This is a genomic window from Enterobacter cloacae complex sp. IR5458 (genome assembly GCF_049238025.1).
Lineage (GTDB): Bacteria > Pseudomonadota > Gammaproteobacteria > Enterobacterales > Enterobacteriaceae > Enterobacter > Enterobacter kobei.
On the sequence record NZ_JBMKIF010000008.1, the window covers coordinates 55586 to 71291 of the forward strand.

Annotated in this window: 17 protein-coding genes; 9 read left to right on the plus strand and 8 right to left on the minus strand. The window is 55.8% G+C overall.

What is annotated here, in order from left to right; all coding sequences use genetic code 11:
- Positions 1-18: 18 nt before the first annotated feature.
- The 3 genes from ACOTYN_RS08825 to ACOTYN_RS08835 form a co-directional block, all read right to left on the minus strand.
- Positions 19-627 (minus strand): glutathione S-transferase, encoded by a 609-nt coding sequence (locus ACOTYN_RS08825; RefSeq protein WP_071922721.1) that lies wholly within the window; start codon positions 625-627, stop codon positions 19-21.
- Positions 628-717: 90 nt separating this feature from the next.
- Positions 718-1854, minus strand: a complete 1137-nt coding sequence (locus tag ACOTYN_RS08830; RefSeq protein WP_014882020.1) for an HlyD family secretion protein — start codon at positions 1852-1854, stop codon at positions 718-720.
- Between the two features lie 2 nt (positions 1855-1856).
- Entirely contained in the window at positions 1857-2213 is a 357-nt protein-coding gene (locus ACOTYN_RS08835; RefSeq protein WP_014882019.1) for a DUF3302 domain-containing protein, read from the minus strand.
- Positions 2214-2874: 661 nt separating this feature from the next.
- Between ACOTYN_RS08835 and ACOTYN_RS08840 the strand changes: the two genes are divergently transcribed.
- The 9 genes from ACOTYN_RS08840 (at position 2875) to trmL (ending at position 12526) form a co-directional block, all read left to right on the plus strand.
- Positions 2875-4782 (plus strand): PTS mannitol transporter subunit IICBA, encoded by a 1908-nt coding sequence (locus ACOTYN_RS08840; RefSeq protein ID WP_014882018.1) that lies wholly within the window; start codon positions 2875-2877, stop codon positions 4780-4782.
- A gap of 102 nt (positions 4783-4884) precedes the next feature.
- Complete coding sequence (mtlD, locus tag ACOTYN_RS08845; protein ID WP_050863129.1) at positions 4885-6033, plus strand: mannitol-1-phosphate 5-dehydrogenase; 1149 nt, start codon at positions 4885-4887, stop codon at positions 6031-6033.
- Complete coding sequence (mtlR, locus tag ACOTYN_RS08850) at positions 6030-6620, plus strand: mannitol operon repressor MtlR (protein ID WP_023331737.1); 591 nt, start codon at positions 6030-6032, stop codon at positions 6618-6620. Before mtlD ends, mtlR begins: the two co-directional genes overlap by 4 nt.
- A 58-nt stretch (positions 6621-6678) precedes the next feature.
- On the plus strand, positions 6679-7041 hold the full coding sequence (locus tag ACOTYN_RS08855) for a YibL family ribosome-associated protein (protein WP_014882015.1): 363 nt from the start codon (positions 6679-6681) through the stop codon (positions 7039-7041).
- A 271-nt stretch (positions 7042-7312) separates the two neighbouring features.
- Positions 7313-8968: an L-lactate permease gene (lldP, locus tag ACOTYN_RS08860; RefSeq protein ID WP_023336556.1), complete on the plus strand. Its 1656-nt coding sequence runs from the start codon at positions 7313-7315 to the stop codon at positions 8966-8968.
- Positions 8965-9738 carry a transcriptional regulator LldR gene (gene lldR / locus ACOTYN_RS08865; protein WP_014882013.1) on the plus strand — a complete coding sequence of 258 codons (774 nt, stop codon included), beginning with the start codon at positions 8965-8967 and terminating at the stop codon, positions 9736-9738. The genes lldP and lldR overlap by 4 nt, the downstream gene beginning before the upstream one ends.
- Complete coding sequence (gene lldD / locus ACOTYN_RS08870) at positions 9735-10922, plus strand: FMN-dependent L-lactate dehydrogenase LldD (protein ID WP_332957304.1); 1188 nt, start codon at positions 9735-9737, stop codon at positions 10920-10922. The genes lldR and lldD overlap by 4 nt, the downstream gene beginning before the upstream one ends.
- A 182-nt stretch (positions 10923-11104) precedes the next feature.
- Positions 11105-12007 (plus strand): MFS transporter, encoded by a 903-nt coding sequence (locus ACOTYN_RS08875; protein WP_332957306.1) that lies wholly within the window; start codon positions 11105-11107, stop codon positions 12005-12007.
- Between the two features lie 45 nt (positions 12008-12052).
- Positions 12053-12526, plus strand: coding sequence for a tRNA (uridine(34)/cytosine(34)/5-carboxymethylaminomethyluridine(34)-2'-O)-methyltransferase TrmL (trmL, locus tag ACOTYN_RS08880; RefSeq protein WP_014882010.1), 474 nt, complete (start codon positions 12053-12055; stop codon positions 12524-12526).
- Here trmL and cysE read toward each other — a convergent pair.
- The 5 genes from cysE to ACOTYN_RS08905 form a co-directional block, all read right to left on the minus strand.
- Positions 12523-13344 (minus strand): serine O-acetyltransferase, encoded by an 822-nt coding sequence (cysE, locus tag ACOTYN_RS08885; protein ID WP_008502718.1) that lies wholly within the window; start codon positions 13342-13344, stop codon positions 12523-12525. The two genes, trmL and cysE, sit on opposite strands and share 4 nt — an antisense overlap.
- Before the next feature lie 75 nt (positions 13345-13419).
- The gene (gene gpsA, locus ACOTYN_RS08890; protein ID WP_014882009.1) at positions 13420-14439 is read right to left on the minus strand and encodes an NAD(P)H-dependent glycerol-3-phosphate dehydrogenase; all 1020 of its coding nucleotides are present in this window, start codon (positions 14437-14439) and stop codon (positions 13420-13422) included.
- Complete coding sequence (gene secB, locus ACOTYN_RS08895; RefSeq protein WP_008502716.1) at positions 14439-14906, minus strand: protein-export chaperone SecB; 468 nt, start codon at positions 14904-14906, stop codon at positions 14439-14441. Before secB ends, gpsA begins: the two co-directional genes overlap by 1 nt.
- A gap of 32 nt (positions 14907-14938) precedes the next feature.
- Positions 14939-15190, minus strand: a complete 252-nt coding sequence (gene grxC, locus ACOTYN_RS08900; protein ID WP_014882008.1) for a glutaredoxin 3 — start codon at positions 15188-15190, stop codon at positions 14939-14941.
- Between the two features lie 11 nt (positions 15191-15201).
- On the minus strand, positions 15202-15633 hold the full coding sequence (locus tag ACOTYN_RS08905; protein ID WP_014882007.1) for a rhodanese-like domain-containing protein: 432 nt from the start codon (positions 15631-15633) through the stop codon (positions 15202-15204).
- Positions 15634-15706: the final 73 nt, after the last annotated feature.

Sequence of the window (15706 nt, forward strand, 5' to 3'; positions counted from 1 at the left end):
GAAGTGTTATAACCCGCGTCAAGCCTTTGGCGGTTCGGTACGGGCAAAGCTCTCGCGGCTAAAGAGCGTTTCAGCCAGCTTCACCAGCAACGGTCGGTCAACGCACCAGCCGGGGGACACGCGGCGGAAATTGAGATACCCGATGGCGCAGGCAATGGCGATGGTGGCCAGGTTCAGGCTATCGGTGTGAATTTTTCCCTCCCGGATGAGCTGTTCGCACATATCCAGACTGCGGTTGATTTTTTCCCGCTGGCGCAGCAGTTCGTTTTCTGACTGCTGTGCGGCGGGCCTTGCCTGCTCACGCACGGAAGTCAGCGCCGCATCCATAATGCCGTCGGCCAGGGCTTCAATCTGCTTCACCGCCAGCGCCGCTTTTGGGGCAGCCGGCAGCATGGCCGGGGCCACGCCCAACAGCTCGATATACTCCGCAATAATCGGGGAGTCGAACCAGTATTCACCCTCGTCCGTCACCAGCGCCGGAACTTTTCCCAGCGGGTTGTACTGCGCGACGCCGTTTTCAGCGTTGTAGGGCTGTTCATTGACGAATTCGAATGTCATCCCTTTCTCCAGCAGGAGAATCGAGATTTTTCGCACGAAGGGACTGGTGTAGCTACCGATGAGTTTCATTGCCTGATCCTTGATGCCGGAAAAAGGTCAGTATGGATCACGGGATGAAAAAAGGGCAGGTATGGATGTCGCATTCCTGCCCTGGCGGGATTAATGATCGAGGTAGAGGTAGTGCATCCAGCTGGTCATGCGCAGCAACACTTTACGCATCACCGAGACGTGGGCGAAATGGTCTGAATAGACCGCCACCTGGGCATAGATACCGTCTGGTAGCGCATCGACGTCGGCGTTAGGCTCCAGTTCAATCAGCGCCTGTACGCCATCCGTGCCCGGTGTGACGGTCAATGCCTGCAACGCCCCCTGCGCCTGGTACGACCCTCCCGGCACCACCGGCAGGACGCTGGTGAGTTTCCCGGTAAATACCTGGCCCGGCAGCGCATTAAACACCACTTCTGCTTCATCACCCGGCTTAAGACGCAGCAGCGAGTTCTGGCGGAACTGCGCCACAATCTGACGTTTCTGTTCCGGAATAAAGACCATGACCGGACGCAGAGGTAACGCGGCGGCATAGGTCCCCGGACGGATCAGCACCTGGGTGATATAGCCGTTGCTCGGCGCGCGCACCACGGTCTGATCGAGATTGTATTTCGCTTCGGCAAGCTGGGCGCGTAATGAGGCAATCTGCGACTGTTCACCGTTCACCATGCTGTCTAACTGACTTTGAATCTGCGTCTGTTCAGCCACAGAACCTTTCACCAGTGCATCCTGCGCCAGATAGTTCTGCCGCGCGTTGTCGATATCGCTTTCAGAAAACGGGTTCACCTTCGCCCGGCTGCCTTTCAGGTAACGCTGATAATCTTTATACAGGCGGTCACGCTCTGCCGAGACGCGCGTGGTATTAGCGACGGCTTCTGCAAGCTGCGCTTTCAGGCTATCGATATTATGGGTTGCGGTGACCAGATCGGCCTTGAGTCTGTCGACCCGCGCCTGGTAGCGGCCCGGATCAAGTTTAAATAATACTTCGCCTTTTTTAATGAGCTGGTTGTTTTTATCAGTCACTTCGGTGACCACGCCCGTCACCTGCGGTGTAATCGGAATGGAAATAACCGCTTTTTGCGCCGTAAAGGTATACGGATGGTTATAGTTCATTAACAGAATCAGTCCGGCAACAATAAATACCCCGCCCAATGTTGCGGTGGCGAGCGTCCACTGATTTACCGGAATGCGGAATATTTTAAAGATCGCCCAGGCAAATGCCACATAGGTCAAAATAATCAACAGATCCATGATTAGCGCTCCAGCGTGTTCTGATCAGCAGTGGGCTGTACCGCCGCCAGCTTTTGTTCTAATTCGGCCACGCGTTTGGACAGCGCATCCATGCCCGGGACCTCATCTGGCTTTGTAATGTGGTTCTGCATGCCCCAACCGCGATCTTCACGGTAGAGCGTGGCCCAAATCCACAGAAACGGCCAGATGGCATGGAGGGTGAACAGGCTAATCCAGCCTGCCGTATGAATCGCATCGGCATGGGGATGATTACGTTTTTTAGCCATATTATAAGGGATATCATGAATAGCGATAATCCCGTAAAAAAGCACCAGAAATACAAAAATCAATACGCCCAACGCAAAATAGTTGAGAAACATATTTTCCTCACTTAAACAACGTCAACTCATTAAACGAATAAAACAGCACGCAGCCTAATTAATTTATTTTTAAATTTAAAAGGCACACTGGTTATTTCAGAGCCGGGGAGTATCGGTTTTTATAATATCTCCATGCAAGTTTATAAACGTGTCAAAATATAACCTGAATAATAATATACTTAACCTTACATTATGAGCGTAATCCACCTTTTAACTTTTCGCCATACCACACATGAAAAGTGGTTTTTTAGCTTTACGTGTCACTCAAGACTATCCTGACGCCAATTCGCAAAGCAGAGTTTGCCGCCGATCACAGCCAGAGAAATCTGCATAAAAATATTTTGTGAAATCAGTCACAATCCAGAAACAAACCCACAAAACAAAAATGCGATCACAATCACAAAAACACGTGGTTTTTGCTTTGTTTTTCGCCATCGTATTTTTTTTACCCACTAATTTTGTGATTCGGATCACGTCATTAAATGCCACACCCCCTACATTTACGTGACATATGTCACACAAATTTTCACTGTCTGGACAGTTGAACGATTCAGTGCCAGATTTCACAGCATCAGAACAGGGCCCGGCTACCTCTGCCGCCGCACATTAACGATAAACCTCGGGCCGCAAGCCTAAGCGTAAACATAAGAAGGGGTGTTTTATGTCATCCGATTTCAAGATCAAAGTTCAAAGCTTTGGTCGTTTCCTCAGCAACATGGTGATGCCAAATATCGGCGCGTTTATCGCGTGGGGTATTATCACCGCATTGTTCATTCCGACAGGGTGGTTGCCTAACGAAACGCTGGCGAAACTTGTTGGCCCTATGATTACTTACCTCCTGCCGCTGCTGATCGGTTTCACCGGTGGTCGTCTGGTAGGCGGTGACCGTGGTGGCGTTGTGGGTGCCATCACCACAATGGGTGTTATCGTCGGTGCGGATATGCCGATGTTCCTCGGTGCCATGATTGCCGGTCCTCTGGGCGGCTGGGCGATTAAGAAATTCGACGTCTGGGTAGATGGTAAGATCAAATCCGGCTTCGAAATGCTGGTGAACAACTTCTCTGCGGGCATCATCGGGATGATCCTCGCGATTCTGGCGTTCCTCGGCATTGGCCCTGCGGTTGAAGTGCTGTCCAAAATTCTGGCGGCAGGCGTTAACTTTATGGTGGCGCACGACATGCTGCCGCTGGCGTCTATCTTCGTTGAACCGGCGAAAATCCTGTTCCTTAATAACGCCATCAACCACGGTATCTTCTCGCCGCTGGGTATTCAGCAGTCTCACGATCTCGGTAAGTCCATCTTCTTCCTGATTGAAGCAAACCCAGGTCCGGGTATGGGCGTTCTGCTGGCATACATGTTCTTTGGTCGCGGCAGCGCTAAGCAGTCTGCTGGCGGTGCGGCTATCATCCACTTCCTGGGCGGTATCCACGAAATTTACTTCCCGTACGTGCTGATGAACCCACGTCTGATCCTGGCCGTTATCCTCGGCGGTATGACCGGCGTGTTCACCCTGAGCGTGCTGGGCGGCGGTCTGGTCTCCCCTGCTTCTCCGGGCTCTATCCTGGCCGTGCTGGCGATGACCCCGAAAGGTGCCTACTTCGCTAACATCGCGGCTATCTGTGCGGCCATGGCGGTCTCCTTCGTGGTTTCTTCTATCCTGCTGAAAACCAGCAAAGTGAAAGAAGATGACGATATCGAAGCGGCAACCCGCCGTATGCACGACATGAAAGCGGAATCCAAAGGCGCGACCCCGCTGGCGGCTGGCGATGTCTCTAACGACCTGAGCCACGTGCGTAAAATCATCGTTGCTTGTGATGCCGGTATGGGCTCCAGCGCAATGGGTGCCGGCGTGCTGCGTAAGAAAGTACAGGATGCGGGCCTGACCAACATCTCCGTGACCAACAGCGCAATTAACAGTCTGCCGCCGGACGTTGACCTGGTGATCACCCACCGCGATCTGACCGAACGCGCCATGCGTCAGGTACCGCAGGCACAGCACATTTCGCTGACTAACTTCCTCGACAGCGGCCTGTACACCAGCCTGACCGAACGTCTGGTTGCCGCGCAGCGTCATGAAGATAACGAAGTGAAAGTGCGCACCAGCCTGCAGGATAGCTTTGACGAGAGTAATGCCCACCTGTTTAAACTGGGTGCGGAGAACATCTTCCTCGGCCGTACCGCGGCTACTAAAGAAGAAGCGATTCGCTTTGCCGGTGAACAGCTGGTAAAAGGCGGTTACGTTCAGCCTGAATATGTCGATGCGATGCTGGAGCGCGAAAAACTGACCCCAACCTATCTCGGTGAATCCATCGCGGTTCCACACGGTACCGTTGAGGCGAAAGACCGCGTGCTGAAAACCGGTGTGGTGTTCTGTCAGTATCCTGATGGCGTACGCTTCGGTGAAGAAGAAGATGACATCGCCCGCCTGGTGATTGGTATCGCCGCTCGCAACAACGAGCATATCCAGGTGATCACCAGCCTGACCAACGCCCTGGACGATGAGTCCGTTATCGAGCGTCTGGCCAAAACCACCAGCGTTGAAGAAGTTCTGGCACTGCTGAACAAATAACAGCGCCTCTTCCCTCTCCCCCCGGGGAGAGGGCTAGGGTGAGGGGGAGAAAGCTCCTCACCCCAGCCCTCTCGGGTAAAAACATTGATGAAGGTTAACACTATGAAAGCATTACATTTTGGCGCAGGTAATATCGGTCGTGGTTTTATCGGCAAACTGCTGGCAGACGCGGGCATTACGCTGACGTTCGCCGATGTGAATCAGGTGGTCCTGGATGCCCTGAATGCCCGTCATAGCTATCAGGTCCATGTGGTGGGCGAAAACGAGCAGGTTGATACCGTCTCAGGCGTGAACGCGGTCAGTAGCATTGGCGACGACGTAATCGACCTGATTGCCAGCGTTGACCTTATCACCACGGCGGTAGGCCCGGTGGTTCTGGAGCGTATCGCCCCGGCGGTGGCTAAAGGCCTGGCAAAACGTAAAGCGCAGGGCATCGACACCCCGCTGAACATCATCGCCTGTGAAAACATGGTACGCGGCACCACACAGCTGAAAGGCCATGTCATGGCGGCCGTGGCTGACGAGGATAAAGCCTGGGTCGACGCGCACGTTGGGTTTGTGGATTCCGCCGTGGACCGCATCGTTCCGCCGTCAGCATCCGCCGCCCACGACCCGCTGGAAGTGACCGTGGAAACCTTCAGCGAGTGGATCGTCGATAAAACTCAGTTTAAAGGTGCACTGCCAACTATTCCGGGAATGGAATTAACCGATAACCTGATGGCATTTGTCGAACGCAAACTCTTCACGCTGAACACCGGGCATGCTATAACCGCGTACCTCGGAAAATTGGCCGGTCATCAGACCATTCGCGATGCGATTCTCGATGAGAAAATCCGCGCGGTGGTAAAAGGGGCCATGGAAGAGAGCGGCGCGGTGCTGATCAAACGCTACGGTTTTGATGCTGATAAACACGCAGCCTACATCCAGAAAATCCTTGGTCGCTTTGAAAACCCGTATCTGAAAGATGATGTTGAGCGCGTGGGACGTCAACCGCTGCGTAAGCTGAGTGCAGGCGACCGTCTGATTAAGCCGCTGCTCGGCACGCTGGAATATGGTCTGCCGCATGCCAACCTGGTGAAAGGGATTGCCGCTGCAATGCACTACCGCAGCGATCAGGACCCGCAGGCGATCGAGCTGGCTCAGCTGATTGATGACAAAGGCGCGCAGGCTGCGCTGGCGCAGATTTCCGGTCTGGACGCCAATAGCGACGTGGTTGTGGAGGCGGTTAACGCATACAACGCAACCAAATGATGCACAGTGTGGCGCAGGTTAGTCTGCGCCCAGATAACAGATTGTCAGATATGCAGGCAATAATGGAACAAACCCAGGCCTTTGAAAATCGTGTGCTTGAGCGTCTGAATGCTGGCAAAACCGTACGAAGCTTCCTGATTGCCGCCGTCGAGCTGTTAACCGAGGCGGTAAATATCCTGGTGCTTCAGGTGTTTCGCAAAGACGACTACGCGGTAAAATATGCTGTAGAACCGTTACTCGACGGCGATGGACCGCTGGGCGATTTATCGGTGCGTCTGAAGCTGATTTACGGTCTTGGCGTGCTGAACCGGCAAGAGTACGAAGATGCAGAGCTGTTAATGGCGCTACGTGAGGAGCTCAATCATGACGGTAACGAATACGCCTTTACCGATGATGAGATCCTGGGGCCCTTCGGCGAGCTGCACTGCGTGGCCGCGCTGCCCCCTGCCCCTCATTTCGACAGCAGCGACCCTGAGCTATACGCGATGCAAAAGCTACGTTATCAGCAGGTTGTCCGCTCCACGATGGTCCTTTCCCTGACTGAGCTGATTTCCCGGATCAGCTTAAAAAAAGCGTTTCAGAAGTAAGCCTGCTCACATTGGTGTATCCTTCCCTGTAAATTCCCCGTTTTCAGAGTTATTTGTCATGAAAGAAGTCGAAAAGAACGAAATTAAACGCCTGAGCGACCGCCTGGATCTGATCCGTCACCAGATGGCGGGTCTGTCACTGGTCGATTCCGCCGAGAAGTACGCCGAGCTGGAGAAAGAGACCGCGAAGCTGGAGGCAGAGATCGAGCGCCTGCGCGAAGTAAAAGGCCAGAAGCTGAGCAACGAAGCGCAGAAGCTGATGAACATGCCACACCGCCGCGCAATCACTAAAAAAGAACAGGCTGACATGGGCAAGCTGAAGAAAAGCGTCCGTGGCCTGGTGGTCGTACACCCGATGACCGAGCTTGGCCGTGAAATGGGCCTGAAAGAGATGACGGGTTTTTGTAAGACCGCATTCTGATTTCATGCCGGGTGGCGCTGCGCTTACCCGGCCTACTCTTTTCCCCTTCGTGTGAATTGGTCCAACCAATTGCGCAATCAATCCTCCCCTGGTTCACAATTCCATTATTTCCGCTCACAAAACCATTGCCACCCCATAACATCTGATTAACCATTCATTGTCATTAACCCTACAACACAACATTGGCAGGACCACTTTTACATAACCTGTGATGCAGAGATGAGCGGAGACTCACCCGCCGCGCAGGTTATCTGGTCCCCAGGAGACCTGCATGAGCCTCTGGCAACAAAACTACGACCCGGCTGGAAATATCTGGCTGTCGAGCCTGATCGCATCGCTTCCAATCCTGTTCTTCTTCTTTGCGCTGATTAAGCTCAAGCTGAAGGGCTACCTTGCCGCGACGTACACCGTTGCCATCGCTCTGCTGGTGGCGCTGTTCTTCTACAAAATGCCGGTCGATCGCGCGCTGGCCTCCGTTGTCTACGGTTTCTTCTACGGTCTGTGGCCAATTGCGTGGATCATCATCGCCGCTGTCTTTGTCTATAAAATTTCGGTGAAAACCGGGCAGTTCGACATCATTCGCTCGTCGATTCTCTCCATCACGCCGGACCAGCGCCTGCAGATGCTGATTGTCGGCTTCTCCTTCGGGGCGTTTTTGGAAGGTGCCGCCGGATTTGGCGCACCGGTCGCCATTACGGCCGCCCTGCTGGTGGGCCTCGGCTTTAACCCGCTTTATGCCGCGGGCCTGTGCCTGATTGTGAATACCGCCCCGGTGGCGTTTGGCGCAATGGGGATTCCGATTCTGGTCGCCGGACAGGTGACCGGGCTGGATAGCTTTGAGATCGGCCAGATGGTGGGTCGCCAGCTGCCGTTCCTGACCATCATCGTGCTGTTCTGGATCATGGCGATTATGGACGGCTGGCGCGGCGTGAAAGAGACGTGGCCTGCTGTAATGGTGGCGGGCGGTTCGTTCGCCATCGCGCAATACCTCAGCTCAAACTTCCTCGGCCCGGAGCTGCCGGACATCATCTCTTCGCTGGTCTCGCTGGTCTGCCTGACGCTGTTCCTGAAACGCTGGCAGCCGGTACGTATTTTCCGCTTCGCCGATATGGGCGCCTCACAGGTCGATCAAACCCTGGCCCGTACAGGTTATACCGCATGCCAGGTAATCCGTGCCTGGTCACCGTTCCTGTTCCTGACCGCAACGGTAACGCTGTGGAGCATCCCGCCGTTTAAAGCCCTGTTCGCCCCGGGCGGCGCGCTGTACGACATGGTGATTAACATCTCCGTGCCGTTCCTCGACAAAATGGTCGCCCGCATGCCGCCAGTCGTGCATGCCGCCACACCGTATGCCGCGGTCTATAAGTTCGACTGGTTCTCCGCCACCGGGACCGCCATCCTGTTTGCCGCGATCCTTTCCGTGGTGTGGCTGCGCATGAAGCCTGCCGCCGCGGTGCAGACCTTCGCAGCGACGATTAAAGAGCTGATGCTGCCGATTTACTCCATCGGCATGGTGCTGGCGTTCGCGTTTATCTCGAACTACTCCGGCCTGTCATCGACGCTGGCACTGGCGCTGGCCCATACCAGCCACGCCTTCACCTTCTTCTCACCGTTCCTCGGCTGGCTGGGTGTGTTCCTGACCGGGTCAGATACCTCGTCGAACGCCCTGTTTGCTGCACTGCAGGCTACGGCGGCCCAGCAGATTGGCGTGTCGGATGTTCTGCTGGTCGCTGCGAACACCACCGGCGGCGTGACCGGGAAAATGATCTCCCCGCAATCCATCGCCATTGCCTGTGCGGCGGTGGGACTGGTCGGTAAAGAGTCGGATCTGTTCCGCTTTACCGTGAAACACAGCCTGATATTCACCTGCATGGTCGGGGTGATCACCACCCTGCAGGCTTATGTCTTAACCTGGATGATCCCATGATAGTGATGCCCAGACGCCTGTCCGACGAGATAGCCTCTCGCGTACGGGCGCTGATTGAAGAACAACAGCTGGAAGCGGGCATGAAGTTGCCCGCTGAACGCCAGCTCGCCGCCCAGCTTGGTGTATCGCGTAATTCCCTGCGTGAAGCGCTGGCCACGCTGGTCAGCGAAGGGGTACTGGTGAGCCGTCGCGGCGGCGGCACCTTTGTGCGCTGGCAGCATGACGACTGGTCCGAGCAAAACATCGTTCAGCCGCTGAAGACGCTGATGGAAAATGACCCGGACTACAGCTTTGACATCCTCGAAGCGCGTCACGCCATCGAGACCAGCACCGCCTGGCATGCGGCCATGCGGGCAACCGAGGCCGACAAAGAGAAGCTCAAAGCCTGCTTTGAGGCCACGCAAAGCAGCGACCCGGATATCGCCTCCCAGGCTGACGTGCGTTTTCACCTGGCCATTGCCGAAGCGTCGCACAATGTGGTTCTGCTCCAGACCATGCGCGGGTTCTTCGACCTGCTGCAATCCTCTGTCAAACAAAGCCGCCAGCGCATGTACCTGGTTCCGCCGGTGTTTGCCCAACTGACTGAACAACACGAGGCGGTGCTTAACGCCATTCTGGCCGGTGATGCCGAGGCCGCACGCAAGGCGATGATGGCGCATCTCGGCTTCGTTCACACCACCATTAAACGATTCGATGAAGACCAGGCCCGACAGGCGCGTATTACCCGTCTGCCTGGCGACAGTGATATTTCCAGGGAGAACAAAGCATGATCATTTCAGCAGCCAGTGACTATCGCGCCGCGGCGCAGCGCATTTTGCCCCCGTTCCTGTTCCACTACATCGACGGCGGGGCGTATGCCGAATACACCCTGCGCCGCAATGTGGAAGACTTGTCAGAGGTGGCCCTGCGTCAGCGCGTGCTGAAGAATATGTCTGACCTGAGCCTTGAGACAAAGCTGTTTAACGAAACGCTTTCCATGCCCGTGGCGCTGGCCCCCGTCGGCCTGTGCGGTATGTACGCCCGTCGTGGCGAAGTGCAGGCGGCGGCGGCCGCTGATGCCAGGGGTATTCCGTTTACCCTCTCTACCGTCTCCGTCTGCCCGATTGAAGAGGTCGCGCCGACCATCAAGCGTCCGATGTGGTTCCAGCTGTACGTCCTGCGCGATCGCGGTTTTATGCGCAACGCGCTGGAGCGCGCCAAAGCGGCGGGCTGTTCCACGCTGGTCTTTACCGTCGATATGCCAACGCCGGGCGCGCGCTACCGCGACGCCCACTCCGGCATGAGCGGCCCGAATGCCGCTCTGCGCCGCTACTGGCAGGCGGTGACGCACCCGCAGTGGGCGTGGGATGTGGGTCTGAACGGACGTCCGCACGATCTGGGCAATATCTCGGCTTACCTCGGTAAACCGACCGGGCTGGAAGATTACATCGGCTGGCTGGCGAACAACTTCGATCCGTCCATCTCCTGGAAAGACCTGGAGTGGATCCGCGAATTCTGGGACGGCCCGATGGTGATCAAAGGGATCCTCGACCCGGAAGATGCCCGCGACGCGGTACGTTTTGGCGCAGACGGCATTGTGGTCTCAAACCACGGCGGGCGTCAGCTCGACGGTGTGCTCTCCTCCGCACGCGCGCTGCCCGCCATTGCCGATGCGGTGAAAGGCGATATCGCGATTCTGGCCGACAGCGGCATTCGCAACGGGCTGGATGTGGTACGCATGATCGCGCTCGGCGCCGACAGCGTGCTGCTGGGCCGTGCGTATCTGTACGCGCTGGCGACGGCAGGTCAGGCTGGCGTGGCGAACCTGCTTGACCTGATCGAAAAAGAGATGAAAGTCGCGATGACGCTGACCGGTGCGAAAACCATTAGCGAAATCAGCAAAGACTCTCTGGTGCAGGAGTTAAGTCGATTACCGGCGGCGCTGGCTCCCCTTGCGCAGGGAAACGCTGCCTGAATACCCCTCCTGTTAACACCGCTGTTCACGCGCCCGGTTCCCCCTTCGGGCGCTTTTTTTTGCCGAAAATAACACTTAGATAACAAATTGGATAAGAAAATTTGACATATTTACCCCCTCCGCAATTGTATAGACAAGCAAATACAAGAACACAAAAACAACATCACATCGGAGAGGAGCATATGACGTATTCAGGCAAGGTGGATATTCAGCAGGTGATCGATGAGAGTCCCTTTTCAGGGTTTCACTGGCTTCTTATCGTACTGGGCTTTCTGGTTCTGCCGATCGATGGATTTGATACCGCGGCAATGGGTTACATCGCCCCTACGCTGTCGGCAGAATGGGGGATACATAAACAGGATCTGGGGCCGGTGCTGAGCGCAGCCCTTCTGGGCTTGTCGCTGGGTGCCCTCATTGCAGGCCCGGTATCGGACAAGATGGGGCGCAAGCGCGTGCTGGTCTTCTCCTGCCTGTTCTTCGGTCTTGCAAGCCTGGGCACGGCCTGGGCGCAAACGCTGAATACGCTGACGCTGTGGGTCACTTACTTTATGGGGCTGGTGATTTACTACGTCCTGCTGAGCTGGATGCCGACCCTGATGCAGGGGATGGGCTATGCGCTGGCGGAATCCGCCTGGCTCACCTCGCTGTTCACCTTCGGCGGTACCGCAGGCATTCTGCTCGCGGGCTGGATGATGGATCGCTGGGAGGCACACAAAGTGGTCGCGGGTGGCTTTGTGCTGACAATGGGTCTCATTCTGTTACTGGGCATTGAGCATAATCATATCGCCCTGTTTGGCGGGTTGATTTTCCTGATGGGGATCGCGATGAACGGGGCGCAATCGGGCATGCAAACCCTGGCAGCGACTTTTTACCCAACAGAGTGCCGCGCAACGGGTATTGCCTGGATGCAGGGGATCGGCCGCTTTGGCGGCGTGGCGGGAACCATGACCAGCGCTCAGCTGCTTTCCCTGCAGTGGCAGGCGGACAGTATTTTGATGATCCTCAGCGTGCCTGCCCTGGTCGCCGCAGCGGCAACGTGCTACAAAATGCTGCGTTGCCGTGCGCAGGAACCTGGCGTCGCGTAATTCCTCACTTTTCTGCTATTCTGCCCCCGCAATTAAGGGGGCAGCATGCTTAACATCGTTTTATTCGAACCAGAAATTCCGCCGAATACCGGCAATATCATCCGCCTGTGTGCCAACACCGGCTTTCGTCTGCACATCATTGAGCCGATGGGCTTTACGTGGGACGACAAGCGTCTGCGTCGCGCGGGGCTGGATTACCATGAATTTACTGCCGTCGTGCGCCATCATGATTACGCCGCGTTTCTGGAAAGCGAAAAGCCGCAGCGCATGTTCGCCCTGACCACCAAAGGCACGCCAGCACACAGCGCCGTGAGCTATCAGGACGGTGACTATCTGATGTTTGGCCCGGAAACCCGCGGCCTGCCAGCCACGATTCTGGATGCCCTGCCCGCGGAGCAGAAAATCCGAATTCCGATGATGCCGGACAGCCGCAGCATGAACCTGTCGAACGCAGTGTCGGTGGTGGTGTATGAAGCATGGCGCCAGCTGGGGTACCCGGGCGCCATTCTCAGAAGTTAAATGCCGTCACCATACTCAAACGTATGGTGGATACCGTTGAAGTGCTGATCCATATCCATGGACGGCTTATCGCTGTCTGGTTTGCCGACGATACGCGCCGGTACGCCAGCCGCGGTGGTGTGCGGCGGAACCGGCTGGAGCACAACCGACCCTGCGCCAATCTTCGCGCCGCGTCCGACTTCGATATTGCCGAGGATTTTGGCACCCGCGCCAATCATCACCCCTTCACGAATTTTCGGATGGCGATCGCCGCTGGTTTTACCGGTACCGCCAAGGGTAACCGACTGCAGGATCGAAACGTCGTCTTCAATCACCGCCGTCTCACCCACAACAATGCCGGTGGCGTGGTCGAGCATAATTCCACGGCCAATTTTCGCTGCCGGGTGAATATCGACCTGGAAGGTCACGGAGACCTGATTTTGCAGGAAGATTGCCAGCGCGCGGCGGCCTTCATTCCATAGCCAGTGGCCGATGCGATACGCCTGCAGGGCGTGGAAGCCTTTCAGGTATAGCAGAGGCGTAGAGTATTTATCTACCGCCGGGTCACGCGTACGCACGGCCTGAATATCACAGGCGGCAGAGGCGATCATTTCCGGGTCAGCGGCGTATGCCTCCTCCACCACTTCGCGGATGGCGATAGCAGGCATAATCGAGGAAGCCAGCTTGTTGGCGAGCATGTAGCTGAGTGCGCTGCCAAGGTTTTCGTGTTTGAGTAGCGTAGCGTGGTAAAAACTGGCCAGCATAGGCTCACAGTCGGCCAGCGCCCGGGCTTCGGCTTTAATATTGTTCCAGACGATATCCAGTTCTTCACACGGCATTGCTTACTCCAGACGATAAGTTAATGACCAGCCAGTTCTGCGCTGGCTGGGTCATTCAGGTGACAACGGTTCCGACTACTTACTGCTGCGCTCGTCCTTGCGCGCACGACCTAATAAGGTCAATGCTGCCTCGCGCGCATTTTTTCCGCAATACAATACCTGATAAATTTCCTCGGTTATTGGCATTTCGACACCAAACCGGTGCGCTAGTTCGCGGACTTCTTTGGTATTGCGGTAGCCTTCCACCACCTGCCCAATCTTCTCCTGCGCGCTTTTTACATCGCTGCCCTGTCCGAGCATCATGCCAAAGCGGCGGTTACGAGACTGGTTGTCGGTACAGGTCAGCACCAGATCGCCCAGACCCGCCATCCCCATAAAGGTGGCCGGATCGGCGCCCAGCGCCTCGCCAAGACGGGACATCTCGGTTAAGCCGCGGGTAATCAACGCCGTACGGGCGTTGGCGCCAAAGCCAATACCGTCAGACATCCCGGCACCGATAGCAATCACGTTCTTCACCGCACCGCCCAGCTGGACACCGATAAAATCAGGGTTGCTGTAGACGCGGAAACTCTTGCCACAGTGCAGCAGATGCTGGAGATCGTCGGCGAAAGCCTGGTCAGTCGATGCCAGCGAGATCGCCGTCGGCAGGCCAGCAGCCAGCTCTTTGGCAAAGGTCGGACCGGAGATGACCGCCAGCGGGATCGCATCACCCAGCGCTTCGCGGGCAACGTCCTGCAGCAGGCGTCCGGTTTCCGCTTCAAGACCTTTGGTTGCCCAGACAATACGGGCATCCGGGCGCATCAGCGGCTTAATCTGACGCAGCACTTCGCCAAACACATGGCTCGGGACGACAATCAGAATGTTGCGGCTGGCCGCCAGCGCGGTCGCAAGATCGCTTTCCAGGTGCAGGGAGTCAGGGAACGGAACGTCCGGGAGAAACGCCACATTGCAACGGTCGTGCTGCAGCGTGGCGATATGTTTTGGATCGTGGCCCCACAGGACCACGTCGTGACCATTTCTTGCCAGCGTGATGGCAAGAGCGGTGCCGTATGAGCCGGCACCGATCACAGTCATTGAAGCATTAACAGTGCTCATCAGGCATCCTGATGTTGTTCAGCACCTTCGCCAGCTTGCTGCTGCAGATAGTTCATGAACAGCGCATCAAAGTTAACTGGCGCAAGGTTCAGTTGCGGGAATGTACCGCGAGAAACCAGGCTGGTGATGCATTCGCGCGCATACGGGAACAGGATGTTCGGGCAGTATGCACCCAGGCAATGCGCCATCTGGTTGCCTTCGATGCCGCCGATGGAGAAGATGCCGCCCTGCTGTACTTCACACAGGAACGCGGTTTCTTCGCCCAGAGAGGCGGTCACGGTCACACGCAGTACAACTTCATACACGTCATCTGCCAGTTGGGTAGATGCGGTATCCAGATCAAGTTTAACCTCTGGCTGCCAGTCTTTCTGGAAAACGTGCGGCGCATTTGGCGCTTCAAAAGAGACATCTTTCGTGTAGATGCGCTGGATCTGGAAAATCATTTCATTATTGCTTTGTTCTGACATGGAAAAACCCTTTTTAATTGTCCTAAAGTCTCTTAGCTCAGCAGCGGATCGAGTCCACCACGGGCGTCGAGCGCATACAAGTCATCACAGCCGCCAATGTGCTGCGCATCAATAAAAATCTGCGGAACCGTCGTACGACCACTACGTTGGATCATCTCTTCACGTTTAACCGCGTCACCGTCGATCGGCAGTTCCTTGAACGTGACGCCTTTGCTGTTCAGCAGCGCTTTCGCACGGTGGCAGAACGGGCACGTCGCTTTGGTGTAGATCTCAATATTGGCCATGACTGAACTCCTTATTTACCGCGAACCAAAGGAAGATTTTCCCCGCTCCAGCCGGAGATCCCTTCTTTCAGTACCGTTACATTTTCGAAGCCCGCTTTATAAAGCGCGCTGGCAGATTCTTGCGCCTGCATGCCGGTTGCATCAACAACGATAATTGGCTGGGCTTTGTGTTTTTCAAGCTCACCCACGTTGTTCGCTTTGATTTCAGCTGGCAGCAGGTTGATTGCGCCTGCAATGTGACCTTTACGGAAATCGTCACGCTGACGCAGATCGACAACGACGGCATCTTCTTTGTTGATCAGACGCGTCGCTTCACCACGGGTGATAACCTTAATCTTAGACGTCAGGCTCTTAAATGTGGTGAACAGCACAGCAGCCAGCAGGCCAATCCACGCGATGCTCAGAACCGGATGGCGGCTAACGAATTGCATAATTTCTTGCATGGAGGGTAACTACTCCCGACTAAGTGATAAAAAAACCAGGACAGGAGTATACCTGTGCGTTCTGGCAAATACA